The following is a 25,466-nucleotide window of genomic DNA, read 5'->3' on the forward strand; positions in this document are numbered from 1 at the left end:
GCTTTTGTCAAAAAACATGGCCGCGCAACACATCCGACGTCGAATCGGCGAATCAGACGTTGACGTACGTCAACCCGCCCGCCGTGCTGGCATGATTGCCGAAGCCGGAGCTGTCTTCCAGGTTGCCGTCGAGTTTCCAGCGTCCCACGGGCCGGTGCACGATGCCATACTGGCCATAGTCATACACTTCCTTCGGCGTCAGCACGCGGTCGTACAGGATGACATCCGACAACTGCCAGGCGGGCGCGCCCTGCTCCAGCGCATTGACGGCGCGGCCGATCACCAGCGGGGTGCCGGCGGCGTTCACGAATGGCTGCGGCATTTTATTCCCTTGGTGCATGAGAAAATCGTCGACGTACAGGCTGATGGAACCATCATGCTTGACGGTGTAAGTGCAGCGCAGCCAGCGGTTGGTGATATCCACGTCCACACCGTGGCCATTGCTGTTTGAGCTCACGGCATTTCCACCCCATAACTGGAGGTAGGTGCTCAGATAGTTCTGCGTAGTAATAAACTTTTGCAGCAGCGCCCATCCTTTGCTATTCGATTGACGCTTGATGAAAGCATGGTCGATATCCTTGGTCGAGGTGAAAGCCTGCTGCCGGATACAATACGACAGCGAAAAATCCGCGCTCTCGTAGCGTACGGACGATGGCACGGCAAGCAGGAGGCCAGGCTGGAATTGCAAGGCCTTCGTCACGCCGAAGCACGGTTTGGGTGGTGCCGGCCGCATGGCATCTTCGCCGCGCAAGGCGTCCCAGACCGCCTTGCGTCCGTTGCTGTAGGCCGGTGTCTGCACCAGGTTCAGACCTTTGTCTTCCATCGACTTGCCCCCATTCCAGTCCCAGTAGCACGCCAGTTGCACGCCCGTACGGCGTATGGCGCTCAGCAACGCGTGCAAGTTGTCTTGCCGCTCGGTATCTTGCAACGCCAGCTCTTGCTTTTTCGACAGGCAAAAGCTGCCAAGGTAATACGGTTTGCCCAAGTTCTTGGCCGCGCGCTGCATCACTTGCAGATAAGCGAGCGAAGACGAAACGAAATCGGATGGCAAATCCGCACTGTCAGTCAGGCCGCTGCTGACATATTCGTTACCCGGGAACAGGTTTTCGCAAAGACAGTCGACGGGATCCGGATTCATGAATGGCAGGGTTTCCGTAATGTATTGTTCGAGGGTAGCCTTGCGCGGTGTATAGGAGGGGATTCCGGCATTGCCGGACGAAATCATCCGCGCCAGTGCATCATTGTCGCGCAGCAATTGCGCCGTCTCCTGGATGATTTCACGGGCGGCATTCAAGTCAATCTCGGTCACGGCCATCAGTTCCTGCGCAGCCATCCAGGCGGCGATGCCGGCGTGGTTGCTGTAGCGCTGCGCAAACGCCTGGGCAAAGGCACGCATGTAGCGGCGTGTTTTCGATTGTGGATTGACCAGTGCGGCGCGCGCGGCTGCGGCCTGCTCGTCTTTTGTAGCGCCCTCAGGGCCCGCTTCGCCCACCAATTCCGGCACGGCGTAGGGATTCCAGAATGGGCAGGCGATGATGCCGATGCCATTGGCCAGCGCGCAATCGAGCAGCGCCTGCACCGCTGCCCAGTATTCGGGATTGATATTGAGCGCGGTTAGCGTGTTGTCGGTTGCAAACGTTGGATTGCCGACAACGTAGTCCCAGACCTGATAGCCCGAGTCACTTGTCATTCTGCCGTTGAATGGCGCCAGCATCACCTGGATGTACTTGAAGCCGTTGGCGGCAAGATATGGCAAATCAGTGCTGTAATCGGGATTCTTCACGTCCGGCGTCGGCAGTGCAGTAGCGCTCCATCGACGGCGCTCCAGATACGCGTGCGAATTGAGGCCGATGCCGCTGACCTTGCCCGTGTTGACGCCGGCGGCGTTGAACTCTTGCATGACTCCATTGATAACTTTGATGTACGGCATGACGACTCCTGTAAAACAAGTGGAAGACATTGAGTTCAGGGCCCTGACTCCCCGTCGCTGCAACTTGCATGGAATGCAACGACAGGCAAATCATAGCGCCTGAAAATGGCCAGGCCGGGCATCTTGGTTTTTGTTTTTTTCATATGATTCGCCATGAAGACGAGCTAGCGCAGCATGGCCGCCCGGGGAAGGCGCGACAATCATCGGCAGGCGCCACGACGAGCTTGGCGCGAACGGGAGGCATGATGGGCATCAAGGATTGGCCGGCCGGCGAACGGCCGCGCGAACGCCTGATCGAGGATGGCGCGCAGTCGCTGTCGGACGCGGAATTGCTCGCCGTCTTCCTGCGCACGGGCGTGCGCGGCAAGAGCGCCGTGGAGCTGGCGCGCGACACGGTCGAGCACTTCGGCTCCCTGCGGGGCCTGTTTGGGGCCAGCCTCGTGAGTTTTTCCGCCGTGCACGGCATGGGCAGCGCCAAGTTTGCCCAGCTGCAAGCGGTGCTGGAACTGGCGCGGCGCGCCATCATCGAAGACTTGCAGGCGGGGCAAGCCCTCAATTCGCCGCATGCGGTGAAAGACTATCTGCGCCTGACCCTGGGCCACCTGGCGCATGAAGCATTCCACGTGTTGTTTTTGGACGTCAAGAACCGCCTGATCACGACCCAGGAAATGTTTCGCGGCACCCTCACCCACACCAGCGTATATCCGCGCGAAGTCGTCAAGCAGGCGCTGCTGCACAACGCGGCCAGCGTCATGCTGGCGCACAACCACCCGTCCGGCGCGCCGGAACCCAGCGAATCGGATCTATTGCTGACGCGCGCGCTGGCGCAAGCGTTGTCGCTGGTGGACGTGCGCATCCTCGACCATTTCGTCGTGGCCGGACGGCACGTACATTCGTTCGCGGAACACGGCCAGATCTAGGCCGGGGCTGGCCAGGCGGCAGTTAACCATGTGTAAACAAGGACATACGTGACAGCAGCGAGACGCTTATCTAACAGTAAACAGCGCTGTTTACCAGTGCCTTCCCCTATGAAGAAGGGGAAAAGTCAAATTGTTAAATTATTTCAATACATCATGACACAATTGTTTTTCGCAAGTCATTGATAAATCGGCTTATTTTGGATATACTCTCGTTTTTCCAATTTGGAATATCTTTAAGGAGTGCGCCATGGCACGTGTTTGCCAAGTCACTGGGAAGAAGCCGATGGTCGGCAACAATGTTTCCCATGCAAACAACAAAACCAAACGTCGTTTTTTGCCTAACTTGCAGAATCGTCGTATTTTTGTTGAATCTGAAAACCGCTGGGTCTCCCTGCGTTTGTCCAACGCCGGTCTGCGCGTCATCGATAAAGTCGGCATCGACGCCGTATTGGTCGATATGCGCGCTCGTGGCGAAAAAGTCTAATTAGCAGAATAAGGGAGCTATCATGGCAAAATCAGGCCGCGACAAAATCAAGTTAGAATCGACCGCCGGTACGGGTCACTTCTACACGACCACCAAAAACAAGCGTACGACGCCTGCGAAAATGGAGATCATGAAATTCGATCCTAAAGCACGCAAGCACGTAACGTACAAAGAAACCAAAATCAAGTAATTGATATTGTGTTCTGTAAAAAGAGCCGCTCCGATGAGCGGTTTTTTTTCGCCCTGATTTTCATCTCGCCGCTCTCCCCTTGTGCCGGGACGAAAAAAAGGCCCTGGAATCCAGGGCCTTGATATGGCGCAATAGGCTAATCAGGCATAGCTGCGCAGGCGCAAGGAAAAATCCTGCAGCGACTTGATGCCCGACGCTTCGGCGCGCGTGCACCAGTCTTGCAGCTTTTGCAGCAATTGTTCACGCGTAAAGTGCGAACGTTCCCAGATGGCGCCCAGCTCCACGCGCATATGGTGCATGGTTTCCAGCGCCTTGCTGTGCTGGAACAATTCCGACAGTTGCTCATGGTGCGCATCGGCCAGCTTGCCCGGCTCGCGCTGCATCAGCTTGCGCGACGATTTCAGGAAGCGCTTTTCCAGTTCCGCCTTGTGCTTCAGGTGCTCCAGCTCTTCCTTCCAGGCATGCTTGATCGATTTCGCGTACTTGGCCATCACGTCGTAGCGGTTAGCGATGACGGACTGCAAGGTCTCGAAGTCCGCTTCCAGCTTGCCGTGAGAGAACTTCGGCGCCGGCGCCAGTTTTTTGACCTTGGCCAGGCCCAGCATTTCCAGCGCGCGGATATACGCCCAGCCGATATCGATTTCATACCATTTCGACGACAGCTTGGCCGAGGTCGCATACGTATGGTGATTGTTGTGCAACTCTTCGCCGCCGATCAGGATGCCGAAGGGAATGATGTTGGTGGCCGCATCGGCGCAGTCGTAATTGCGGTAGCCCCAGTAGTGGCCGATGCCGTTGATGATGCCGGCCGCCGTGATCGGGATCCACATCATTTGCACGGCCCACACGGAAATGCCGATCACGCCGAACAAAATGAAATTGATGACGAACAGCGACACCACGCCCAGCCAGCTGTACTTGGTGTACAGGTTGCGCTCGATCCAGTCCGTCGGCGTGCCGTGGCCATATTTCGCCATGGTTTCCATGTTCTTCGATTCAGCGCGGTACAGCTCGGCGCCTTCCCAGAAGACTTTCTTGATGCCGCGCGTCACGGGGCTGTGCGGATCTTCTTCCGTATCGCACTTGGCGTGGTGCTTGCGGTGGATGGCCGCCCATTCCTTGGTCACCTGGCCCGTCGTCAGCCACAGCCAGAAACGGAAGAAATGGCTGGGGATCGCATGCAATTCCAGCGCCCGGTGGGCCTGGTGGCGGTGCAGGTAAATCGTGACGCTGGCGATGGTGATATGCGTGACCACCATGGTGTACAGGAAAACTTGCCATGCGGACAGATCGGTAATGCCAGTTGCCATGAACTGCAAAACGTCGTGTAAAACGGAACTCAATGTCATTACTACTACTCCAAGTGGACAGGGCGTGCGCACGGTCGCTCCAGTGACTCTGGAGGTCCGGCAGAGTTAATTTTAGGCGTGATTGTACGCCCTAATGGGTACTATCAGGCAAAAACGGAGGCAGGCAGCGAGGTTAAGGCTGGGTGCCGGATGGGGCGGACTCACCCTCTGCCGCGCTGGCGAGCGGGGCAGGAGGCGTACCAACAATACGCAATTCGCGTTGCGGAAACGGTACAGTGACCTTATGTTCCTGCAAGGTACGCCAGATGGCGCGGTTCACATTCGACTTCACGCCGCCGGTGCCATTTTCCGGATCCGCGATCCAGAAGCCGATCTGCACATCGAGGCCGTCGGCGCCGAAACGCACGAGGGTGGCCGATGGCGGATTGCTTTGCGACACACGCGGCACCTTGGCCGTCGCCGCTTCCAGCAAGGGGAAGATGACATCCAGATCCGTTTCATAGCCCACCGACACGGCTGTCGACAGCCAGACCATGCGGTTGCTCAGCGACATGTTCTGCACGCCGCCGGAAATCAGCATTTCATTCGGCACGATGGATTCAACGCCATCGCCGCCCAATAACACAGTATAGCGCGTATTGATCTGCGTGACTTTGCCCGTAAATTGACCCACCGTAATCATGTCGCCGATGGTGAGGCTGCGGTCCAGCAGGATGATGAAACCGGACACGAAGTTCGCGGCGATCTTTTGCAAGCCGAAACCCAGCGCCACGCCGAAGGCGCCGCCGAACACGGACAGCACCGTCAAGTCGATGCCCACCAGCGACAGGCTGACCAGTACGGAAACGAGGATCAGCACGGCGCGCCCCATGCGCGACAGCACCACGCGCAAGGAAGTGTGCAAGCCCTGCATTTTCATCAGGCGCTCGTCGAGCGAAGTGCCGGCCCACATGGCCAGCACCAGCAGCACGGCCACCGAAATAGCGGCTTGCAAGATGGCAGCCACTGACACCTTGTTGCGTCCCAGCGGCACGACGATGTTTTCCAGGAAGGCATGCAGTTCCGGCCACAGGCCCGTGATGTACAGGGCCATGCCGGCCCACACCACCACCGTGAAGATCTTTTCCAGCAGCAACATGGTCGGGCTGATGTCGCCATGGCGGGCAAAAATGCGGCGCAACACGTAAAAGCCGAAGCGCACCAGCGCCATCGAGGTGCACAGGGGGATGGCGATGCTGAGCAGGTTCACGGACTGGAACTTGGCCAGGAAATGCTGCGCAATGCCCAGCAGCATGGCCGCCAGCACGGGCGTCAAAATGCGGATGAAACTATCCGTGCGCTGCAAGGTTTCCGGCGTGGCCGGCACCGTGGCCGCTTCCGCCCGCTGATGCAGGAACACGCGCAACTGCCGCACCAGCAGCCAGCTCAGCGCCAGGCAGCCGACGATGACCAGCGCTTGCCACAGGATGGCCGGTTGGCGGAAATCATCGACAAAATCAGTGATCAGGTTGAGCAGCGGGGTTTCATTCATGGCGGATGCGGTCCGGAAGGTGAGACGGGTGGGACGGAGGTGATACGGAGGGGCTAGGCCCATGCCGCCAGGCGGGCTGGCGGCATTGAAGGCCGCCGCTGCAGGGTGCAGCGGCGGCCCGTGACAGGCTTACTCGGCTTGTTCAGCGTCAACGTCGTCGGCCGGTTTTTCATCGGCGTAGACTTTTTTCGGCATGACCTTGCGTTCGAACACGGCGGCGAAGAAGCCGTCGGTCTGGTGCAGGTGCGGCAACAATTTCAGGTAGTCGCCCATTTCCAGCTCGATCTTCTGTTCGGCCAGCACCTTGCTCATCGGCACCAGGGTGAAGTCCGGATGGGCGGCCAGGAATTGCTCGGCGATAAAGTCGTTTTCTTCGTTCAGGAAGCTGCAGGTGGCGTACACCAGGCGGCCGCCGCCCTTGACCAGGCGCGCCGCGCCGGCCAGGATGGCTGCCTGCTTGGCTTGCAGCTCGACGATCGAGTTCGGCTGCTGGCGCCATTTGACGTCCGGATTGCGGCGCAGGGTGCCCAGGCCGCTGCACGGGGCATCGACCAGCACGCGGTCGATCTTGCCGGCCAGACGCTTGATCTTGGCATCGCGCTCATGCGCGATCTGCACCGGATGCACGTTCGACAGGCCGCTGCGGGCCATGCGCGGCTTGAGCTTGGCCAAACGCTTTTCCGACACGTCGAACGCGTACAAACGGCCCGTGTTGCGCATCAGCGCGCCCAATGCGAGGGTCTTGCCGCCCGCACCAGCACAGAAATCGACGACCATTTCGCCGCGCTTGGCGCCGACGATCTGCGACAGGATCTGGCTGCCCTCATCCTGCACTTCGATGGCGCCGCTCTGGAACAATGGCAGGTTTTGCAACGATGGCTTCTTGATCACGCGCAAGCCCAGCGGGGCATACGGCGTCGGCGTGCTGAGGATAGGTGCTTCGGCCAGGGCCAGCATCACGTCGTCACGCGTGGCCTTGAGCGAGTTGACGCGCAAGTCCAGCGGCGCCGGCGCGTTCAGCGCATCGGCCAGCTTCATGGTTTCCGCTTCGCCGAACTGGGCGATCAGCTTGTCGAACAGCCAGGTCGGCATGTTGGCGCGCATGTTCGACGGCATCAGGCTGCGGTCGATCTGCGTGATGCGTTCCAGCCATTCCACTTCTTCTTCCGTCAGGCCGCCCAGGGAGTCGGCACCGACGGCTTCGGCCAGGCCGAGGATCGTCAAACGGCGCATGGTCGGGCCACTGCCCGCTTCGGCGAAGTCGGTGAAGAACGATTTGTTGCGCAGGACGGCATAAATGCCTTCGGCGATGGCGCCGCGTTCGCGCGAACCGAGGCGCGGATGGTCGCGGAAATAGCGCGACAGGGTGGTGTCGGCCGGGGCCGTGAAACGTAAAATTTCGCGCAATACTTCTTCAGCATTGGCAAGTATCGCTGGTGGCAATCTCATTGTTATTCTTCCTGTAATATTTTATTGAGGGTCCACGCGGACCTGGCCATGCTCGACTGACAGTTTATCGTCAATGAACAGGCGGATGGCGCGCGGGTAAAGCAGATGTTCCTGTACCAGCACGCGCGCCGATAAGCTGTCTTCTGTGTCGCCTGGCAAGACTGGCACCACCGCGCTCGCCACAGCCGGGCCATGGTCAAGCTCGGCAGTCACGAAATGCACGGTCGCGCCGTGTTCCGTCACGCCCGCCTCGAGCGCCTGGCGGTGCGTCGCCATGCCCGGGAACAGCGGCAGCAGCGACGGGTGGATATTGAGCATGCGCCCCGCGTAATGCTCGACGAAGGGCGGCGTCAGGATGCGCATGAAACCGGCCAGCACGACCAGGTCGGGGGTGTAGCCGTCGATCACGGCTTGCAGCGCCGCATCGAACTGTTCGCGGCTGGCATAATCCTTGTTGGCAACGACTGCCGTCGCTATCCCATGTTCCGCGGCAAAAACCAGTCCCTGGGCATCGGCCCGGTTACTGATGACGGCGACAATACGGGCTGGCCATTGCTCGGCTTGCGCCGCGCGGACGACCGCTTCCATGTTGCTGCCGCGTCCGGAAATGAGGATAACGATATTTTTCATAGCGCGCATTGTACCCGCTATGGCGATGCGAATCTAGAAAGGCCGGTATTATTGTTGCGGCGCAACATACCTGCCGGGCCGCCGCCGCTGCCCGATTGCGCCGCCCGACCAGGGCAGAAAAGGCTGGCTTGACGCCGCCGTGGCGTAAGTAGGTGCTTACTCGAACGAATAGAAGACGCGGAACGGGACTTTCTTCTCGGCCCAGTAGTCGGCCGCGTCGCGGAACACGTCGAGCAGGATCTCGCGCGCTTCCTTGTCGAATTTTTGCGTATTTGGCAATTGCTCGAGCACCACCAGGAAACCCGTCTGCGTGCCGGCCTTGAACATGGTGTCTGTCAGGCACAGGCGCAAGGCATCGAAATTCTTCGCCAGGTTTTTCGGAAACAGGAATGCTTCTGCAATAATGCCGATGACTTGTTGTTTGGTCTGCCCAGCGTTGCAATGCGCATATAAAAAGTGCTGCCCGAGACGGATCGCCTCGTCTTGTAATTCGGTCACGCGAAAGGCACGGATGGACTGGACAAGGTTGGGCGGCACGGTTAGTAACAAACTCATTTTTCCCTCAAATCGACCTGTTATGTATGGATCTGTTTAAGTAACCCCCAATAAATTATTGTAATTTCTAACTTCCATAACCGGCGCTCTGCGGCGTTGCCCACTGCTAGCAGTGCTCGCACTGCGTCGCAGCGGACGCCTTGCATAGCATCCGGTTCTGTTCGTTATAAATTCACAATATTTTCCTGAGCATTACTTAGCTGCTCGTCTTATTGCATCCCCGCACGCGGGTCAATGCGCACGCGGTGATTCGATCTGTATCAACTTTTATGCGATTCAGTGCGATTTTATATAAGCCATACGCGTATTAGGGTAACGTGTTGTCCTGCATGAATCAACCCGAATATGATGTCAAACGCAAGATTTGTTACAAACCGCTGGTTTCAAGTCACTTCAACATCTTGTATCGATTGAAAGTGCATGTTACAGACTGTGGGGCAAGGGGCTTGGGCTGTTACATTTTGTTGCCATGCGAAACACTTGTCGCCGCCCGGCGGGATTACTATAGTCCCCAAGTTGTAAAAAATACCCTGAAAGATTCTCTAGATAACGAGGTTACAAATGAACTTGCAAGCCAAATTGATGATGTCAGCCCTTTGTATCGGTGCATTGCCACTCGCCCAGGCCGCCGACTTTGAAGATTTCGGCAAGGTCGTGCGCGTCGTGCCGCAAGTGGAACAGATCAATCGTCCACGCCAGGAATGCCGTACGGAATACGTGCAAGTCCAGGCACCGCCGCAACAGCGCAGCGCTGGCGGCTCCATCGTCGGCGGTATCGCCGGCGCCCTGCTCGGCAGCCAGGTCGGTGGCGGCAATGGCCGCACGGCCGCAGCGGCCGCCGGCGCGATTGCCGGCGCCGTCGTCGGCGACCGTGTCGACAACCAGAACAATTACCAGGGCGGCATGCAGGAACAAGCCGTCAAGCAATGCCGTCAGGTCGACCACTGGGAATCGCGCAACAATGGCTACCAGGTCACGTACGACTACCGCGGCCGCAACTACACGAGCATCATGTCCTACGATCCAGGCGAACGCATCCGCTTGCGCGTCTCCATCGAACCAGCTCAGCAGTAAGCGACGCAACCGGCCCCTACCATGCCAGCCCCAGCGGCTGGCATTTTTTATGGCGCTCCGGCACGGGCTATAATGCGGCACACTTTCAGGCCGCCTTATGCTTATCAAACGAAAATCCATCGAACAAGTCGAATCCTCGCGCCCTGCGCGCAAGCCCCGCTACGCCCCTGTCACCCTGTCGGAAATGGATGGCGTGCGCTATCTGCATTTCGGCACGGAATGGGTGCAGGGCGCCATGCGCATCCGCAAGCCGGACTGGCCGGAGCTCGAATACGCGCAGCAGATGATGGCGTGGATGCTGTGGATCGAGCAGCCGCAGCGCCTCGCCCAGCTGGGCCTGGGCACGGCCGCGCTGACCAAGTTCTGCTACCGCCAGTTCCCGCAGGCACAGGTCGAGGCCATCGAACTGAACCCGTCCGTCATCACCATCTGCGCCTCGATGTTCAAGCTGCCGCCCAACGACGAGCGCCTGCACGTGCGCGAGATGGATGCGCTCGAATACGTCAACGATGACGCCAACCACGGCACCCTGGACGCCCTGCAAGTGGACCTGTACGACGCCACGGCGCGCGGTCCCGTGCTCGACAGCGCAGAGTTCTATTCCGCCTGCTGCGCCTGCCTGGCGCCGCACGGCATCATGACGGTCAACCTGTTTGGCGACCACCCCAGCTACGCAAAGAACATCAAGGCGATGAAGTTTGCGTTTGAACAGGTGATCTGCCTGCCGGAAGTCCATGATGGGAACGTGGTGGCGATCGCTTTCAAGACGAAAGTGGCACTCGATGCCGAAGCGCAAGCCGCCCTGCTCGAGCGCGCCAAGCAGATCGTCGCCGAGACCAAGCTGCCCGCCAAGTCCTGGGTCAAGGGCATCGTCAGCACCCTGTAACCGCCGGCAAGTCCAGGCAAGGCCGGCAGCCCGGAAAGGCGCCGGCCATGCCCGCATCCCCTCCTTCTCCCGATACACCGCTGCAACTGCCGCAACTGCTGGCCTGGCTGCAGGAAGACGGCTTGCTCGACGCGGCGCAAGCGGCCGCCATCGCCACCCAGGCCGCCCTGCTGCCGGCGCCGGCCCTGCATCCGCTGTGCAGCATCGCCCGCGGCGCGCTGACGCTCGACACCCTGTGCGCGTGGCTGGCGCAACGTGCCAGCCTGCCGTACATGCGCATCGATCCCCTGCACATCGATTTCAGCCAGGTGGCCGACGTCATGACGGCCGGCTATGCGGCCCGCTTCAACATCCTGCCGGTGGAAAGCACGCTTGACCGCATCGTCATCGCCACGGCCCAGCCTTACGCGCTCGCCTGGCAGGCACAGCTGGGCAAGCTGGCGCCGCGCAAGCTGAGCCTGGTCATCGCCAATCCGCTGCACATCGCCGATGCCATCGCGCAATTTTTCAGCCTGGCCAGTTCCGTCAAGGTGGCGAAACTGGCGTCCACGCAGGACCTGGCGCTGCGCCAGAATGTCGAGCAGATGGTGGAACTGGGGCGCGGCAAGGCCAGCCTCGACGCCAACGACCAGCACGTCGTGCGCATCGTCGACTGGCTGTGGCAATACGCGTTTGCCCAGCGCGCTTCCGACATCCATCTGGAACCGAAGCGCGACGCGGGCCTCGTGCGCCTGCGCATCGACGGCCGCCTGCACCAGGCCTACCAGCTGCCGCCCGTGGTCTTGCTGGCCATGACGGCGCGCATCAAGTTGCTCGGACGCATGGACGTGGTGGAAAAGCGCCGGCCCCAGGATGGCCGCATCAAGACGCGCAATGCGCAAGGCCAGGAAGTCGAGCTGCGCCTGTCGACCTTGCCCACGGCCTTCGGCGAAAAGCTCGTCATGCGCATCTTCGACCCGGAAGTGGCCGTCAAGAGCCTGGCCGAGCTGGGCTTTCCGCCCGTGGACGCCGAACGCTGGCGCCAGCTGACGGCGCGCACGCACGGCATCGTGCTGGTGACGGGCCCCACGGGCTCGGGCAAGACCAGCACCCTGTACAGCACCCTGAAGGCGCTGGCCGGCAGCGAAGTCAATGTGTGCACGGTGGAAGACCCCATCGAAATGGTGGAACCGGCCTTCAACCAGATGCAGGTGCAAACCCAGGCCGGCATCGAACTGTCGTTTGCCGATGGCGTGCGGGCGCTGATGCGGCAAGATCCCGACATCATCATGGTGGGCGAAATCCGCGACCTGGCCACGGCCGAGATGGCCATCCAGGCGGCGCTGACCGGGCATCTGGTGCTGTCGACCCTGCACACCAACGACGCGCCCTCGGCCGTCATGCGCCTGCTGGAGCTGGGCTTGCCCGCCTATCTGCTGGAAGCGTGCCTGGCCGGCGTGCTGGCGCAGCGCCTGCTGCGCTGCCTGTGCGCGGCCTGCAAGCAGCCGGGCGCCGCCCCGGACGATGCTGCCTGGCAGCGCCTGACGGGCGGCCAGCTGGAACGGCCGGCCGCAGCGTACCGCCCCGTCGGCTGCGCCCTGTGCCGGCACAGCGGCTACCTGGGGCGGGCCGGCATTTATGAACTGCTGGGCGTGACGGAAACGTTCGGCCAGCTGGTCAAGGCGGGTGCCGACCTGCACGCGCTGCGCCGCCAGAGCCTGCTGGACGGCATGACGCCTCTGCGCATCGCCGGCGCGCGCAAAATCATCGATGGCACGACCAGCGTCGACGAAGTGCTGAAGCTCACGGCGGCCCTGCCGTGAGCTTCAGTACTTTCTCGCAGGAATGCTTTGCATTCTTTTTCAACTGATATATAATGCGGCCTCTTTCGGGTCGTTAGCTCAGCTGGTAGAGCAGCGGACTTTTAATCCGTTGGTCGCAGGTTCGAATCCCGCACGGCCTACCACGAATGCGCAGTACCAAAAAGCCAATCCTTCGGGATTGGCTTTTTGCGTTTCCAGCCCCGCGGTTATACTGGCCCTTCATCTTGCCAGCCCTGAAAGAAGAAACGCATGAAACTTGCCGCCGCCCTCCTCCTGAGCTGCACCTGCCTGTCTGCGCAGGCGCAAACGCCTATCGTGCTCGACGGCCAGTACAGCGCGCGCACGGACGAGATGAGCCTGGAAATCATCGGCAACCGCGTCTGCTTCGCGCCCGACAAGGCGCAGTGGGGCCGTTTGCCCCGCCCTGCCGCCACGCACGATGCGTGGTTTTGTTTCAGTAACGACGCCCAGGCGCGCCGGCTGCTGCGCGTGCCCGCGCGCCAGGCGGACAATTGCGGTTGGCAAGCCCGCGCGCGCATCGTCATTGACACGTATCAACCGTACGTCGAGCAAGGCGACGGCAACGACATGGCGCGCCTGGCCTCCGTGGTCAAGGTGGCGCAGCCGAACGCCATCGCCTGCGAGTAATCAGTTCAGTTCGATCAGTCCAGTTCATACTCCTGCAGATAACGGGCGAACAAGTCGCCGTCGGCCAGCGGACACGCAAACCCTGCGCCCCAATCGGCCAGCAACAGCTGCTCCTTCAGGGGCAACAGCAACAGCTCGGGCATGCCGTCGCTGCACCACAGGTCGCACACGATGCCCTGCTCGTCCAGGCCCGCAAATAATGTTTCCGTTTTGTCGCCGCCAAAGGCCAGCACGTTCCTGCACTCCACCCGATAACTGCTGTAGCCCGTGTAGACGGCCTCATAGGGCGGCAAGGCATCGGCCAGCGCCAGGCGCAGCTGATCCGCCGTAAGACCCAGCGCGCGCAGCGGCGACGGCGGCGCCTCGGGCACGTACATGTCCGTCCAGCCGGCGCCGCTGCGGTGCGCGTCGGCGAACGCCTGCTGCTCGCCCATCTGCGTCAGGCAGTGCTGCAAGTTATCCAGCGGCAACAGTTCGATCATGCAATAGTCATCTTCGTGATAATAGGCTTCGCGCATGCGTCAATTCTCCAGCAAATCTTGTAATTGGGCATTGCGCCGCGCCGTCAGCCGGCCGGCCCAGGTCTCGCTGCTGACGGCCGGATAGCGCACGGCGCCAAAATTCATCCAGGCATCGCGGTACGCGAGCCACAGGCGCTGGGTGGCGCGGATGCCGTCCTTGCCCACGGCACCAGCATAGGTGGACGCGGGCTTTTTCATGAGCTTGCCGTAGATGGCGTTGAGTTCCTTGTCGAGCGCCGCCGCCTGTTCCTTGGACATACTTTCCGGCAACTTGCCCGCCTCGTACTCACGCAGATCGTGCGCCAGTTGGTCGAGCTCGGCCGTGCGGGCGGCGATGCTCAGGGCGGCGCGCGCCGTGCCGCTCAAGTCCGTTTCATTCGCCGCGCGCGCATCGGCAAACTTGCTTGCCGCCGCCTGCAGCTTTTGCAGCGACGCTTGCGCCACGGCAGGCATGCTTGCGCTGACCTTGCCTGTCGCCTGTGCGCGCACTCTTTGTTTCTGGCGCGCATCGATGGCGCTGCACACGCCCATCATGTAGCCGCTGGTGATGTCGTCGCACAAGTCGATCATGCCGCGCCCGCTGGCATTGATCTGCTGCAAGTGCTCGATGCGTCCCCGCATCTCGGCCGGCGCCGCATCGATGCTGCACGCATACTTGAGCGCCAGCAACGGGTCCTTCTGCACGCCCTGCCCATTCTGGTACAGCATCATCAACACGGCGCTGTTCTGCGTGGCCATGGCGCAATGACGCACGGGACGCCAGTCGGCCGGCTTGGGCGAGGACATACTCTTGGTATCGTAATACAGGTCCGTCGCCTGGCATTGCTGCAGGGATGCCACGGCGGAGGGCGCCGGCAAGTCCGCAGGCGGCGGCGCCGCATCCTTGACCTTCAGGCAGCCCGCATACCAGGCCGTGCTTTCCGCGTGACCCACGCCCATGGCGCTGGTATTCGGGTACGGTGCGGCGGCAGCGGCAAAAACCGGGGCGGCCAGCAGGCAGTTCGCGCCCAGCAATAGCGTTTTCAATAAGGGTAGACTAATTTTCATGTTGAATCGGCGCCAGCGTGAGTAAAGCGGCAAGTTTAACTGATCGGATAAGCCCCGCCCGTCCGCCATGCGTGCGGCGGCCTGGTAAGTAACGGTACTCAGCCTTGGCAGTGCAGGAAACGATGAGCAATAATGTTGCCCGCTGTACTTTTTTCACTACTCCGGACCACGCCCATGACCTCACCCCGCCTTCGCCGTTCCCTCGGCTCCCTGCTGATCGCAGCGGCCTGCGCCTCGCTGGCAACGACCGTTCACGCCGCCGATACCAAGGCCACCACCCCAGTTGCCGCCACGCAGGCCAGGCACGCCATCACGCATGAAGACGTATGGCTGATGAAACGGGTGGGCGCGCCCGTCGCCAGCCCCGATGGGCGATGGGCCGTGTTTTCCGTGGTCGACAGCGCCTACGACAACAAGGAGCAAGCATCGGATCTGTGGATCAAGTCGCTGCTTGATGACAGCCCCGCACGCCGCCTGACCTCTTCCAAGGGTGGCGAAAGCGCCGTGGCCTGGTCGCCGGACAGCCGCCAGCTGGTTTTCGTTGCCAAGCGCGACGGCGATGAAGCGGGACAGATTTACCGCCTCGACGTGGCCGCCGGCGGCGAAGCGCAACGCCTGACCTCGCTCACCCTGGGCGCGCGCATGCCGAAATGGAGCCCGGACGGCAAGCAATTGCTGTTCATCAGCGACATCTATCCTGGCAACAAGACGGAAGCCGACGTCAAGCAAAGCGCGAAAGAGCGCAAGGAGCGCAAATACAGCGCCCGTTCGTATGAAACGACGGCACCGCGCTATTTCGACAAATGGCTGACGGACAAGCAGGTGCGGTTGTTCATCGTCGATGCACAGCCTGATGCCAAGGGTGAGAACACAGCGCGCGACATCCTGTCGGGCACGCAACTGGTCACCCTGCCGGGCTTTGGCGGCGGCCAGGGCGACGAGGGACAATCCTTGGACGCCGTCTGGACGCCCGATGGCAAGGCCGTCGTCTTCAACGCGGCCAGCAACCGCGATGCGGCCCAGCGCGAAGCCGTAGTTTCGCAACTGTATCTGCTGCCCGTGGCCGGCGGCGAAGCGCAGCGTTTGACGCAGGACAAACATAGCTACGGTTCCCTGAAATTTGCCGCCGACGGCAAGACCCTGTTCGCCTTGAGCGACGCGCAAACGCCCGGCAAAGTGTATGACGTGAAACGCCTGGCCAGCTTCGCCTGGCCGATGAGCAACCCTGCGCCGGCCATCCTGACAGCCAAGCTGGACCGGTCGATTTCGCGCTTTGTGCTGCCCGAAGGCGGCAAGCGCGTCCTCTTCAGCTATGAACATGCGGGCCTGGAAAAGCTGTACTCGATTGACGCCAGGGGCGGCGAGGTGCGCGAGGAACCATCCTTGCCAACGGGCACCATCAACTCGCTGAGCAGCGGCGGCAAGGCTTTGGTCGGCGTGTGGGAGTCAAGCATCAATCCGCCGGAAATCTATGCCTTCAACGGCAAGCAGCCGAAGCGCCTGACGGCATTCAACACGGACAAGGCAGACAAGATCGACTGGCAGGCGCCCGAGCACTTCTGGTTCACGACGGCCGACGGCCGCCAGATCCACAATATGCTCGTCAAGCCGGCCAATTTCGATCCGGACAAGAAATATCCGCTGTTTACTGTCATCCACGGCGGCGCAGCCAGCATGTGGCGCGACCAGTTCGTGCTGCGCTGGAACTATCACTTGCTGGCCAAGCCAGGTTATGTCGTGCTGCTGACGGACTACAAGGGTTCCACCGGCTATGGCGAGGAATTCTCGCGCTCGATTCAATTCGACCCCTTGAAGGGCCCCGGCGACGAAGTCAACCAGGGCGTCGATGAAGCCATCAAGAAATATCCATTCATCGACGGCACGAAACTGGCCGCCGGCGGCGCCAGCTATGGCGGCCACCTGGCCAACTGGCTGCAGGCGACCACCACGCGCTACAAGGCCATCGTCTCGCACGCGGGCGAAATGGATTTGATCATGCAGTGGGGCACCAGCGACGGCGGTTTCGGCCGTGAAACGAATGCAGGCGGCCCCGTCTGGTCCAACCTGCCCGTGTGGCGCGAGCAAAGCCCGGTCATGCAAGCGGGCAACCACGACAAAGGCACGGGTTTCACGACACCGATCCTGATCACCGTGGGCGAACTCGACTATCGCGTGCCGGCCAACAATGCCTTGATGAACTTTGCCGTGCAACAACGCCTGAACGTGCCGGCGAAATTGCTGGTCTTCCCGGACGAAAACCACTGGATATTGAAGGGCGAGAACAGCCGCTTTTTCTATAGCGAAGTAGAAGGCTGGCTCGCCAAGTATTTAAAATAATCGCGCTGTACGCTTCTTGAAAAGCCAGGTTCCGCTCACGCGGGCCTGGCTTTTTTTCATGCGGGCTGGACAGCGGCCACGGCCGCCTTCTGGCGGGCGATCGCCAGCACCATCAGCGCGGCCACGAGGCAGGCGGCGCCAGCCGCGAACAGGGCCGGGTTGTAGGTCAGCATCAAGGTGCGGATGCGGCCCGCGCCATACGCGGCCACGGCGGCGCCCAGCTGGTGGCCGGCAAAGATCCAGCCGAACACCATGCCCGCCCGCTCCCGGCCGAACGTGACCCCCACCAATTTGACGGTGGGCGGCACGGTGGCAATCCAGTCCAGGCCGTAGAACATGGCGAACAACGACAGGCCGTACAAGGTGAATTCCGAATACGGCAGCCAGAACAGCGACAAGCCCCGCAAGCCGTAATACCAGAACAGCAGTTTGCGGTTGTCATAACGGTCCGACAGCCAGCCGGACAGGATCGTGCCGAACAGGTCGAAGGCGCCCATCATGGCCAGCACGGATGCGGCCGGCACGGCGGACAGGCCCGAGTCACCGCACAGGGAAATGAAATGCGTCTGGATCAAGCCGTTGGTGCTGAGGCCGCAGATGAAGAAGGTGCCGAACAGTATCCAGAAGGTGCGATTCGCTGCAACACTGCGCAATATCAAAAAGGGCGTGGCAAACGTCATTTTTGCTGCTGGCGGTGGCGCCAGCGGCGTGGCCGGATCGGCGCCATACGGACGCAAGGCCACATCCTGCGGACGGTTGCGCATGCACAGGAAAGCCAGCACGGCGACGATGGCGCAGGCGGAAAACACGGGCATGACGGCCGTGCGCCAGCCGTAGTGTTCGATCAGCCAGGCGCCCACGGGCAGGAACAGCAGCTGGCCCGTGGCCGAGCTGGCCGTCAGCACGCCCACCACCAGGCCCCGGTGCGTCTCGAACCAGCGGTTCGCCACCACGGCGCTCAGGACCAGCGCCGTCATGCCCGACCCCAACCCCAGCAGGATGCCCCACAGGGCCACCAGGTGCCAGAACTGCGTCATGCGCGTGGCCAGCAGCATGCCGGCGGCGATCAGGCCCAGCGCCACGCAAATGATATTGCGCAAGCCGAAGCGCTCCATCAGGATGGCGGCAAACGGCCCCATCAGGCCGAACAGCACGAAGCGCACGGCCAGGGCCGAGGAAATCTGCTCGGCATCCCAGCCGAACTCGCGGCTCAGCGGCTGCATCAGCGCGCCCGGCAAGCCCAGCGCGGCAGACGACGTCAAGGCGGTGAGGAAAGTGATGGCGACGATGACCCAGGCAAAGTGCATGCCGCGCCGCTCCAGCCATTGCGAAAAAGGATAGGAAAGCATGCAGTCCCCATGAGAAAAGAGTTAGCCCAGCACCGCCTGCTGGCGGGCTTTTTCCCATGTTATATTATGATCGTAATTTATACAATCAAAAAACTGGAGCTGCACTGCTGCGTGCGGCTCCAGTCCTGACCTTAACGCCTGTGCAAAATGCGCTTACTTCACTTTCAAGCCGTTCTTCACATCCGTCACGCCTTCCACGCCACGGGCCAGGTCCGCAGCTTTTTTCACTTGCGCCTGGGAAGGCACGAAGCCGCTGAGCATGACGACGCCGTTGACCGTTTCCACGTGCACATCGAGCGCTTTCAAGTCGTTGTCCTTGACGAGATCCGCCTTGATCTTGGTGGTGATGACGGAGTCGGACATGGCCGTCTTGGTGCTGCCGGCCGCATTGCGCGTCATGCAGGCGGCCTTGGCCGTCGCATCCATGGCGTCGCAGTTTTCCTTCGTCGTGGCGGGCGGATTTTGCGCCACGTTGGTGCCGGCCCGGGCGCCCGTGTTGGCGTCCGCCAGCGCCGCCGTTTTCGCCGCCTTGGCATCGTTCATGCACGTGGTTTTATCGGCGCCAGTGCGGTCGCCGCACTTGGCCCTGGCCAGGTCATACTCGGCGTTGGCGACATCCTTGCGGGCCTTGCCCAGCTCGCGCGGCGTGTTGCGATACTGGGCCACGGCGTCCGAATCGGCCTTGGCACGCGCCACCCTGGCTTCTTCCACGCAGACTTTTTTCGCGTTGCCGCTGTGGCTGTCGCAGGCCGCCTTGGCCTGCTTGTAATCACTTGATGCCTTGTCCGTCAAACTCTTGTACGAGGCATCCTGCGCATACGCGGGCGTAGCGGCAAGCAGGGCGCTGGCACTGGCTGCCAGCATGAGTGCGATCATTTTGTTCATGATGGTTCCTCTCTGGTTAATTGATGCCCAGATTAGACCCCTGCCGCGCGCAAAGCTCCGTGCGACAGCACACGCTGACAGGCCATCTGCGTGAAAAATCATGTTTATTTGTCGCCGCTCAAGCCCTTCCGCCACAATACTTGCGCCTGTTCAAATGGTGAAGCGGAGTCATCAAATGCACCCTCGCCATCGGCCAGCGCCAGCCAGCCTTGCGTGGCGTGGGAACTGCCTACACCGCCGTCCGCGGCCCCGCCAGCCGCGCGCACACCGCGCATCCAGGCCAGCACCTGCTGGTACTGCCCGGGGTGGCGTGCATGCATCCAGGCCAGGGCGACCAGGTCCGCATAGCCCTCTTCGCGGCGCGTCTCGCGCAACTCCTGCGCCAGCGGTGTCAACCTGCCCCACTGCATGCTGCGCGGCTCGACAAAACCGCGCGGCAAGGCATGCCAGTCGCCCTGCGCATAGCGCTGGCAATGGCCGATCTCATGCGCCGTCATCGCTTCCATCATCAGGCCCTGGCGCGCGGGCGGCACGCCCTGCAAGACACTGTCCGCCTGCGCATTGCCGCGCAAGGACAGCACCAGCTTGCAGCGCGCCCCTTCGTAGCCCAGCGCCAGCGGCACGGCGCCGGGCGCATCCTGGGGCTGCACGATGATATCGACGGGCAAACCTTGCGCGCGCGCAAACGTGATGACAGGCTGGCCTGCCTGCAGCCAGCGGGTTTCCAGATCGGTCAGCCCGGGACCAGCCACGGCGGGCAAAACGATGAGCAAGCTCATCAGCAAGAGCGGTTTCAACATGGGATAGACGGGAAGAAAGGAGGATTTACCACTGCAGAGTAAGCGGTGGATGTATTTCCACAAGGAAAAACTGGCAACTTTTCACAAATAAAGACGAAAAAAAACCGGTGCGCAAGGCACCGGCTTTTCAGACTGATAATAATCAAGGTCAGCTTATTGCTTCGTCGCCTTGTCCAGCGCGCGCGCCGTGACGAATTCCGGGCGGATATCGTTGGGCACGGCCTTCATCTTGTCGAGCGCCACCTGCACTTCCGGGCGGATGACCACGTACTTGCTCATCATCGCTTGCGCGCGCGCATAGTCGCCCGTCGCCTCGATGGTCAAAAATTCGCGGTCCAGGTCGATCACGGCCTGCTTGATCTTCGCAAAATCGACGCCGAACTTGCCGTCGCCCAGAGACACAAAACCGCCCTTGTCGAGGATGTAATTCATCTGGATGGCCATGCCGCGCGCATGCGAATCCGTCAAGCCGAAATGCAGGGTGCGGAAACCGGAGGCGAGGAAGGTGTTGTACAGCTTGCGCTCGGCCGCCTCGCCCTGGCCCAGGGTGTCGTTCAGCTGCCCCTTGTCCATCATGTAGCGCAGCGCGAACAGGCCCGTGATGTCCGCCTTGGCTTCTTCGATGGTGGAATACGCTTCCTTCAAGTCCTGGCGCGGCGTCGATGGCTTGCCGTCCACCACGGTGGCGTGCGGGCCCAGGCCGTGCATGATTTCATGCGCGAGGATGTGCGTGAAGAAAGAATTGAAGTCGACGTCCTGCTGCGCTGCGGGCGTGAGCACCAGTTTCGAAATCGGCGTCAAGGTGGCCTTGAACTTGGCTTCCTGCACGTTCTTCAGCATGACGCGCTTGGAGCCGCGCGCGCTGATGATGCGCTCGTCGTTCGGCAAGTTGTAGGCGGCCGTCTGCACGGCCATGTTGCCGTCGCCCGCGCCGTACACCTGGTTGACCACCACCATCGGCGCCAGCGCGCCCACTTTCGGGTTGCGGTAGCGGGCGTCGAGCGGCAGGTTGTCTTCCAGCTCCTGCATGTGCTTGGCGAAGAAGTTGAGCTTTTGCGTTTCCGCCTGGTCGCGGATGTTCACGTAGGCTTCGAAGGCGGCCTTGTAGCCGAACAGTTCATCGTTGTACGTTTCATACGGGCCGATGGTGATGTCGACGGGCGAATCGAGATCCATCCAGGCGAAGTCGGACGGCAAGTAATCGTTGTCGAGGAAAGCCTTGGCACGCAGGGTCAGGAATTTCTTCAGCGATGCATTGTCCGTGGCGGCCGCCGCTTCGTCGAGCAATTTGGCCAGCTGTTTCAGCTCCACCTTGTATTCATCCGAATATTTTACTGTGTGGTATTTGCCGTCCTTGCCCGCGCGGATGGTGGTAAAAAACCATTGCGCCTGCTGCTTGTCGTCCGCCGGCAAGCCATTCATCCACGTTTCCAGGCTGGCCTTGGTGGCGCCCTGCGGATAGAAGTTGCCCGCTTCCGGCTTGTGCGCGGGAATGGCGATGCCCGCATAGCTGGCCGGCATGAACGAGGCGTGCGCGTCGAGCACCGACCAGGGCCCCTTGTTGATCCAGAAATAGTTCAGACGGGCCTGGCCCAGGGCCGACTTGTCCTTCTTCAAGGCTGCCCACAGCGCTTCATTGCCGGACCAGCGCTGGCGCAGCTGCAGCACGTCGACCAGCTTGGCCGCCTCGACCAGCTTGGCGATGGCCTGGCGGTCGCCCGCGGACAGGTGCGTGACATCGGCCGTCAGCGCGACGGGCGCATAGCGGGCGCTCATGCTGGTCAGTTGTTGCGCGGTGGCCGGGGTGGCGGCTGGCGTCGCGGCGCAGGCGCTGCCGACGGCGGCGGCCATCAGCAGGGGAATCAGGAGTTTTTTCATGGGGCCTCGGTTAAATTCTGGGGTCAGACCCGGCGGGTCTGACCCCAAGTGAGGCAAATTGTAATCCACCAACGCCCCCGCCTGCAGCGCTGGCTTACCAGACCTTGTACACCTGCCCCGTCTGCGCCCCTTCCACGCTGCGGCTGTAGGCCAGGGCGACGCGGCTGGCGGCGGCCGGCTCGAAGCCGTAGAAGAAGGGGCCGTACGACTCCAGCGACTCGGCCAGCACCGTGGGGCTGACGACATTGATGCGCACGCCGCGCTGCAACTCGATGGCGGCGCCCCTTACAAAACCTTCCACGGCCGCGTTGGTCATGGTGGCAGCCGTGCCGAAGCGGATCGGCTGCTCGGCCACGATGCCGCTGGTCAAGGTAATCGAACCGCCGTCGTTCAGGTATTCCTGCGCCACCAGCGCCACGTTGACCTGGCCCATCAGCTTGCTGTCCAGGCCCAGCTGGAATTGCTCGGGCGTAAATTCAGCCAGCGGGCCGAAATGCAGCTTGCCGGCCGTCACGACGACGGCATCGACCTTGCCGATGCGCTTGAACAGGGCACGCACTTGCGCGATGTCGCCCATATCGGCCTGGTGGGTGCCGCTGCGGCTGCCCACTTCGATGATTTCATGGCGTTGCGCCAGTTGGGCGGCGACGGCCGTGCCGATGGTGCCGCTGGCGCCGATGATGACGATTTTCATGATGCTGTCCTTGTCTGCTGTTGAACGATGGAGCCAGTATGCGCCGCTTACAAAAAGGAATAAATACGCTAGAATTTACAAGATTACCAACCCACAGTTTGCAATCGGAATGCCATGGATAAATTGCGCAGCATGGAGATTTTTGTCGCTGTCGTCGATGCGGGCAGTTTCACGGCCGCCGCCGAAGCGTTCCAGATTTCGCCCGTGATGGTGGGCAAGCACATCAAATATCTGGAAGAGCGGCTGGGCGCGCGGCTGCTGGCGCGCACCACGCGGCGGCAAAGCCTGACGGAAATCGGCCAGCAGTATGCGGAACAGTGCCGCCAGATCCTGGCCAGCATCCATGCGGCGGAACGGGGCGCGGAAGCCATGCGCGCGGCGCCGCGCGGCAAGCTGAAGATCACGGCCCCCGTGTCCTTCGGCAGCGAGTGCATCGCGCCGCTGATGGCCGACTACCTCGATGCGTATCCGGAAGTGAGCCTGGAACTGAACCTGAACGACAGGACGGTGGACCTGGTGGAGGAAGGGTTCGACGCGGCCATCCGCATCGGCAAGCTGGAAGATTCCGCCATGGTGGCGCGCGTGCTGCGGCCGTATGCGATGGTGATCTGCGCCGCGCCCGCCTACCTGGCCAGGCACGGCACGCCGCGCACGCCGGCCGACCTGGCGCGCCACGAATGCCTCGATTTCATGCAATGGACGCGCCATGTGCGCTGGCGCCTGGCCAGGAGCGGCGACGACGACGGCAGCCCCGTGCGCGAGAGCCGCTTCCGCTCGAACAATGGTCAGGCGCTGCGCGTGGCGGCCCTGCACGGCTTCGGCATCGTCATGCAGGCGGAAATCCTGATGGCCGGCGATATCGCCGCCGGCAGGCTGGTGCCGCTGCTGGCCGGCTACGTGCCGGCGCCGCGCCCCATGCACCTCGTGTATGCGCGCGACCGCCAGCCCACGCCGAAGCTGACGACTTTCATCGATTTTCTGCTGGAACGCTACGGGCCGGCGGCGACACCGCCGCCGGCCACGCTCACGTAACCGGGAAGCTTAGTTCACCTTTGCGGCGGGCGCCGACGCCAGCTTGGCCAGCTCGCCGTCCGGCTGCCAGCCGGCACCTAAAGAGCGGGCCACGGCGACCGTCGCCAGCAGGCGCTGGGTCTTGATCTGCGCGGCGGCGCGGTCTGCCGCCAGCGAACTGCGCTGGGCATCCGTGACGTCCAGGTAGGTCGAGATGCCGCGCTCGTAGCGCGTGCGCGCCACCAGGTAGGCGCGCGCCGCCGCTGCCTGCGACAGGGCCTGGGCGTCGCCCTGCAACTGGCGCTGTTCCACGTCGGACAAGGCGTCTTCCACTTCGCGCAAGGCCGTCAAGAGCTTCGTCTCGTGGTTCGCCACGGCTTCCGCATAGCGCGCCTTGCTCAAATCCAGATTCGCCTGGTTGCGGCCGCCGTCGAAGATGGGCAGGGACAGGGCCAGCGGGCCAAAGCTGAACTGGCGCGAACCGCCCTGCGCCAGGTCGCGCAGCTTTTCGGACGCGTAGCCGAAATTGCCCGTCAATTGCAGCGACGGGTAAAACGCGCCTTCGGCCACGCCCACTTGCGCGTTGGCCGCGCGCAGGCCCGCCACGCTGGAGACCAGGTCGGGGCGGTGCGCCAGCAGGCTGGCGGGCAGGCCGACGGGGATGGCTGGCGGCAGGGGCAGGCTGGAAGGCTCGGCGGCCACCGGCAGCTGCAGCGCCGACGGCGGCTTGCCCGTCAAGGTGGCCAGGCTGTTTTCCAGCTGGTTGCGCTGGCGCTTGACTTCATGCAGGTCGGCCTGCGCGTTCGACAGTTCGACTTTCGCGCGCGCCAGGTCCAGCTCATTCGTCAGGCCCGCATTGAAGCGCGCCTCGACCAGCTGCGCCGACTCGCGGCGCGTGTCCAAGGCACCGTTCAGGATGGCCATTTCCGCGTCCAGCCCCCGCAGCTGCCAGTAATGGCTGGCCACTTGCGCCGACAGCATCAGCAGCACGCCGTCGCGGTCGGCCTGCGCCGCCAGCGCCTGCGAGTCCGCCGCTTCAACCATGCGTTTGACGCGGCCCAGCAAGTCGACTTCATACGACAGCGTGCCGCCGACGGAAAAATTGTTGCCGCTGATGGAGCGGTTGCCCAGGGCCAGGCCCTGCGAGGTGTTGGCCGAGGTACGCGAGTTCGAGATGCCCGTGCTGACGTTCACGCTCGGGCCCTGGTTGGCGCGCGCCGTGCCGCTTTGCGCCAGCGCCTGCAGCAGGCGTTCGCCGGCCGCTTTCACGCTCGGGTTGTCGCGCAGCGCGGCTTGTTCCAGCCGGTTCAGGGTGTCGTCGCCGAACACGCTCCACCATTCGGCCGGCAATTGCGCGGCGTCCGCGCTACCCGCGCCGTGGCGAAACGTGGCCGTGTCGATGCCGGCCAGATTGGCGGGCGCCTTGAAATCCTGGCCCACGGTGCCGCAGGCGGCAAGCAGCACGGCCAGCGAGGCGGCTGCGGCGATCTTGGTCATAACTGTGTTCATGATGTGTACCTTCTTGTTCTTGAGGT

23 protein-coding genes and 1 tRNA gene are annotated in these 25,466 nt (G+C 62.0%); 10 read left to right on the forward strand and 14 right to left on the reverse strand.

All coding sequences use genetic code 11. The features are described from left to right. Window positions 1-52 precede the first annotated feature (52 nt). Window positions 53-1,930 carry a LamG-like jellyroll fold domain-containing protein gene (locus BZG29_RS23405; RefSeq protein ID WP_171985093.1) on the reverse strand — a complete coding sequence of 626 codons (1,878 nt, stop codon included), beginning with the start codon at window positions 1,928-1,930 and terminating at the stop codon, window positions 53-55. Window positions 1,931-2,175: 245 nt separating this feature from the next. Between BZG29_RS23405 and radC the strand changes: the two genes are divergently transcribed. The 3 genes from radC to rpmG all read left to right on the forward strand — a co-directional run bounded on the left by radC (window position 2,176) and on the right by rpmG (window position 3,524). Beyond that, window positions 2,176-2,850: a DNA repair protein RadC gene (gene radC, locus BZG29_RS23410; RefSeq protein ID WP_077409258.1), complete on the forward strand. Its 675-nt coding sequence runs from the start codon at window positions 2,176-2,178 to the stop codon at window positions 2,848-2,850. Between the two features lie 247 nt (window positions 2,851-3,097). After that, window positions 3,098-3,334: a 50S ribosomal protein L28 gene (gene rpmB, locus BZG29_RS23415; RefSeq protein WP_010400928.1), complete on the forward strand. Its 237-nt coding sequence runs from the start codon at window positions 3,098-3,100 to the stop codon at window positions 3,332-3,334. Window positions 3,335-3,356: 22 nt separating this feature from the next. Beyond that, the gene (gene rpmG / locus BZG29_RS23420) at window positions 3,357-3,524 is read left to right on the forward strand and encodes a 50S ribosomal protein L33 (RefSeq protein ID WP_010400929.1); all 168 of its coding nucleotides are present in this window, start codon (window positions 3,357-3,359) and stop codon (window positions 3,522-3,524) included. 140 nt (window positions 3,525-3,664) lie between these two features. Here the strand turns inward: rpmG and BZG29_RS23425 are convergent, their stop codons facing one another. The 5 genes from BZG29_RS23425 to BZG29_RS23445 all read right to left on the reverse strand — a co-directional run bounded on the left by BZG29_RS23425 (window position 3,665) and on the right by BZG29_RS23445 (window position 8,999). Beyond that, window positions 3,665-4,873, reverse strand: coding sequence for a fatty acid desaturase (locus BZG29_RS23425; protein ID WP_077407996.1), 1,209 nt, complete (start codon window positions 4,871-4,873; stop codon window positions 3,665-3,667). 133 nt (window positions 4,874-5,006) lie between these two features. Further along, window positions 5,007-6,365 carry a mechanosensitive ion channel domain-containing protein gene (locus BZG29_RS23430; RefSeq protein WP_077407998.1) on the reverse strand — a complete coding sequence of 453 codons (1,359 nt, stop codon included), beginning with the start codon at window positions 6,363-6,365 and terminating at the stop codon, window positions 5,007-5,009. Window positions 6,366-6,494: 129 nt separating this feature from the next. Further along, entirely contained in the window at window positions 6,495-7,814 is a 1,320-nt protein-coding gene (locus BZG29_RS23435; RefSeq protein ID WP_034785138.1) for an RsmB/NOP family class I SAM-dependent RNA methyltransferase, read from the reverse strand. 21 nt (window positions 7,815-7,835) lie between these two features. Next, a complete protein-coding gene (purN, locus tag BZG29_RS23440; RefSeq protein WP_077408000.1) occupies window positions 7,836-8,444 on the reverse strand; it encodes a phosphoribosylglycinamide formyltransferase in 609 nt (202 codons plus the stop codon). A 156-nt stretch (window positions 8,445-8,600) separates the two neighbouring features. Then, on the reverse strand, window positions 8,601-8,999 hold the full coding sequence (locus tag BZG29_RS23445) for a barstar family protein (protein WP_034747450.1): 399 nt from the start codon (window positions 8,997-8,999) through the stop codon (window positions 8,601-8,603). 561 nt (window positions 9,000-9,560) lie between these two features. On the opposite strand from BZG29_RS23445, the gene BZG29_RS23450 reads away from it, so the two are divergent. The 5 genes from BZG29_RS23450 to BZG29_RS23470 all read left to right on the forward strand — a co-directional run bounded on the left by BZG29_RS23450 (window position 9,561) and on the right by BZG29_RS23470 (window position 13,409). Further along, a complete protein-coding gene (locus tag BZG29_RS23450) occupies window positions 9,561-10,073 on the forward strand; it encodes a glycine zipper 2TM domain-containing protein (RefSeq protein ID WP_034785134.1) in 513 nt (170 codons plus the stop codon). A 97-nt stretch (window positions 10,074-10,170) separates the two neighbouring features. Then, window positions 10,171-10,959, forward strand: coding sequence for a spermidine synthase (locus BZG29_RS23455; protein ID WP_077408002.1), 789 nt, complete (start codon window positions 10,171-10,173; stop codon window positions 10,957-10,959). A 47-nt stretch (window positions 10,960-11,006) separates the two neighbouring features. Then, the gene (locus tag BZG29_RS23460) at window positions 11,007-12,761 is read left to right on the forward strand and encodes a GspE/PulE family protein (RefSeq protein WP_077408004.1); all 1,755 of its coding nucleotides are present in this window, start codon (window positions 11,007-11,009) and stop codon (window positions 12,759-12,761) included. 67 nt (window positions 12,762-12,828) lie between these two features. Beyond that, a tRNA-Lys gene (locus BZG29_RS23465) sits at window positions 12,829-12,904 on the forward strand. Window positions 12,905-13,010: 106 nt separating this feature from the next. Next, window positions 13,011-13,409 carry a hypothetical protein gene (locus BZG29_RS23470; RefSeq protein WP_077408006.1) on the forward strand — a complete coding sequence of 133 codons (399 nt, stop codon included), beginning with the start codon at window positions 13,011-13,013 and terminating at the stop codon, window positions 13,407-13,409. 14 nt (window positions 13,410-13,423) lie between these two features. On the opposite strand, the gene BZG29_RS23475 is transcribed toward BZG29_RS23470, so the two are convergent. Both BZG29_RS23475 and BZG29_RS28365 read right to left on the reverse strand, forming a co-directional pair. Then, window positions 13,424-13,927, reverse strand: a complete 504-nt coding sequence (locus tag BZG29_RS23475) for a hypothetical protein (RefSeq protein ID WP_077408008.1) — start codon at window positions 13,925-13,927, stop codon at window positions 13,424-13,426. Window positions 13,928-13,930: 3 nt separating this feature from the next. Then, window positions 13,931-14,977 (reverse strand): lysozyme inhibitor LprI family protein, encoded by a 1,047-nt coding sequence (locus BZG29_RS28365; protein ID WP_216350326.1) that lies wholly within the window; start codon window positions 14,975-14,977, stop codon window positions 13,931-13,933. Between the two features lie 174 nt (window positions 14,978-15,151). On the opposite strand from BZG29_RS28365, the gene BZG29_RS23485 reads away from it, so the two are divergent. Further along, window positions 15,152-17,314, forward strand: a complete 2,163-nt coding sequence (locus tag BZG29_RS23485; protein WP_077408012.1) for a S9 family peptidase — start codon at window positions 15,152-15,154, stop codon at window positions 17,312-17,314. 56 nt (window positions 17,315-17,370) lie between these two features. On the opposite strand, the gene BZG29_RS23490 is transcribed toward BZG29_RS23485, so the two are convergent. The 5 genes from BZG29_RS23490 to BZG29_RS23510 all read right to left on the reverse strand — a co-directional run bounded on the left by BZG29_RS23490 (window position 17,371) and on the right by BZG29_RS23510 (window position 22,920). After that, entirely contained in the window at window positions 17,371-18,663 is a 1,293-nt protein-coding gene (locus BZG29_RS23490; protein WP_077408014.1) for an MFS transporter, read from the reverse strand. A gap of 153 nt (window positions 18,664-18,816) precedes the next feature. Then, window positions 18,817-19,548, reverse strand: a complete 732-nt coding sequence (locus BZG29_RS23495) for a BON domain-containing protein (RefSeq protein WP_077408016.1) — start codon at window positions 19,546-19,548, stop codon at window positions 18,817-18,819. Window positions 19,549-19,652: 104 nt separating this feature from the next. Then, the gene (locus BZG29_RS23500; RefSeq protein WP_077408018.1) at window positions 19,653-20,348 is read right to left on the reverse strand and encodes a hypothetical protein; all 696 of its coding nucleotides are present in this window, start codon (window positions 20,346-20,348) and stop codon (window positions 19,653-19,655) included. Window positions 20,349-20,501: 153 nt separating this feature from the next. Continuing rightward, on the reverse strand, window positions 20,502-22,226 hold the full coding sequence (locus tag BZG29_RS23505; protein ID WP_077408020.1) for a hypothetical protein: 1,725 nt from the start codon (window positions 22,224-22,226) through the stop codon (window positions 20,502-20,504). A gap of 94 nt (window positions 22,227-22,320) precedes the next feature. Continuing rightward, window positions 22,321-22,920: a short chain dehydrogenase gene (locus BZG29_RS23510; RefSeq protein WP_077408022.1), complete on the reverse strand. Its 600-nt coding sequence runs from the start codon at window positions 22,918-22,920 to the stop codon at window positions 22,321-22,323. A gap of 114 nt (window positions 22,921-23,034) precedes the next feature. On the opposite strand from BZG29_RS23510, the gene BZG29_RS23515 reads away from it, so the two are divergent. Beyond that, window positions 23,035-23,952 (forward strand): LysR family transcriptional regulator, encoded by a 918-nt coding sequence (locus BZG29_RS23515; protein ID WP_077408024.1) that lies wholly within the window; start codon window positions 23,035-23,037, stop codon window positions 23,950-23,952. A 9-nt stretch (window positions 23,953-23,961) separates the two neighbouring features. On the opposite strand, the gene BZG29_RS23520 is transcribed toward BZG29_RS23515, so the two are convergent. Beyond that, window positions 23,962-25,440, reverse strand: coding sequence for an efflux transporter outer membrane subunit (locus BZG29_RS23520; protein ID WP_253192684.1), 1,479 nt, complete (start codon window positions 25,438-25,440; stop codon window positions 23,962-23,964). Window positions 25,441-25,466: the final 26 nt, after the last annotated feature.

Origin of the sequence: Janthinobacterium sp. LM6 (genome assembly GCF_002002885.1) — a bacterium.
GTDB lineage: Bacteria > Pseudomonadota > Gammaproteobacteria > Burkholderiales > Burkholderiaceae_D > Janthinobacterium > Janthinobacterium kumbetense.